Genomic DNA, 1,565 nt, shown 5'->3' on the forward strand with positions numbered 1-1,565 from the left:
AATATTTCTTCACATTAACCTTTAATTTAAATTGCTTTTTTTTAGGCTTTTCAACGTAAAGAATGTCAACACAACCATTCGAATCAATATCTGTATAGAATTTAGCTTGTTTTTCTTTTATGTTGTGTGTTTGTTCATGCACATTTAAAGCGGATAAAATGGCTTGTTCGTTCTTTTTCTTTTCTTTTTTCTTTTTTTTAAGCAAATATAAAATTTCTTGTTCGTTCATTTTTAAAACTCCTTTTTTAAGTTGGGCTAAATAAAAAAACCAAACTGTTTATTTTTAATTAATAAACAATTTGGTTCAATTAGTTGTTTTTCTTTTGGCACCACTTTTGTGGGGCGCCTCATATCATTCATGAAGGTTTTTTTGATGTCATTAGTTGTTGGCAACACGGTATCAAAAACGTGGTGTGGTTAATTTGTGTCGCCCAATTGCTTTCCCAAGCTCAAATGGATATCTTAAAAAAAGAAAAGATTAAAGTCATTATCGCCCTCGATAATGACGAAACTGGAAGAAAAAGAAACGCAGCCTTAGGTGAACAACTAAAAGAACAACAAATACCTTATGAAATTAGAAGAATTCTACCCCCTTATGATAAAACTTGTAAAGATGTCGATGATTTAATCCGTCAATACGGAAAAGAAGCTTATCAAAAATGTTTTTTAGACCCTTATCTTTCATACGAAGAGGCCGAAAAGAAACAAATAGTGGATTTAGCTATTCATTTTTTTGGCGAAGATAAAGTTGAAGTCATGACATAATGATTTATTATAAAATAACAATTAAACAACAACAAAAGTATTATTTTGCCCTATATGACCTTTAAAAATAAAATTAATAATATGAATCACGCACATTCAATTACTAGGCCAAAAATTGATAAATATTTTAACAAAATGACAAAAACAAATCCAAAGGAGAAAATAAAAATGAAAAACGACCTTAATCAAGGAATTAGAATCGGCGGATGGAATACCAAAACCACCCCTACTGATTTAGACCAAATTAAACTCTTTTTACAAACTTTAAAACAAGATTTAATCAATCTGACTATTATAACCCACTCTAAAAAGAAAAATACTTACCAAGAAGCCAATTATCGCCCCAAAAACCAAACTCTTTTTGTAGACCCTCAAATCTTGGATGAAATTAAACAAACAAAAATAACCTTAATTAATGATAATTTCTCTTCTAGTAATAGCACCAAACTATTACTTTCAGATTTACCCCCCTTTAAAAGCCAAAATAATCCCCTTAAAACCCATCATAATATCTTCCAAATCAATTATCAAAATGAATCTAAAAATATCATCAAAGAATTAATTGGCAAAATCAATCTTCATAAACTAGAAAACTTACAATTATATCAAATAGACCCCAATAAACTAGATAAATACAATAAACCGATTAAAACAAACTATAAGAAAGGTTTAAATATCATCTATTATCGACAAGAAGATTTAAAATATATTCAATTCTTCTTAACTAAAACCAAACAAGGTTATCGGGTTAAAAAACTACATCCTATGTATAAATATATTTCAAAACAAAAAGACTAACA

The 1,565-nt window shown here is 28.4% G+C and carries 2 protein-coding genes and 1 pseudogene; 2 read left to right on the plus strand and 1 reads right to left on the minus strand.

Annotated features, from left to right (window positions below; genetic code table 11):
- Positions 1–229 (minus strand): hypothetical protein (locus RI68_RS01845; RefSeq protein WP_038104512.1); only part of this gene is annotated, 229 nt, incomplete at its 3' end.
- A 122-nt stretch (positions 230–351) separates the two neighbouring features.
- Between RI68_RS01845 and RI68_RS01850 the strand changes: the two are divergent.
- A pseudogene (locus tag RI68_RS01850) lies at positions 352–765 on the plus strand (toprim domain-containing protein); the annotation flags it as partial.
- Between the two features lie 168 nt (positions 766–933).
- The gene (locus RI68_RS01855) at positions 934–1,563 is read left to right on the plus strand and encodes a hypothetical protein (protein ID WP_026071939.1); all 630 of its coding nucleotides are present in this window, start codon (positions 934–936) and stop codon (positions 1,561–1,563) included.
- The last annotated feature ends 2 nt before the right edge of the window (positions 1,564–1,565 follow it).

This window comes from Vaccinium witches'-broom phytoplasma str. VAC (genome assembly GCF_000309405.1).
Classification (GTDB): domain Bacteria; phylum Bacillota_I; class Bacilli_A; order Acholeplasmatales; family Acholeplasmataceae; genus Phytoplasma.

Excerpts from the sequence above, each read along its gene's own strand:
- RI68_RS01855 (WP_026071939.1), top strand. The coding sequence starts at position 934 with ATGAAAAACGACCTTAATCAAGGAATTAGAATCGGCGGATGGAATACC.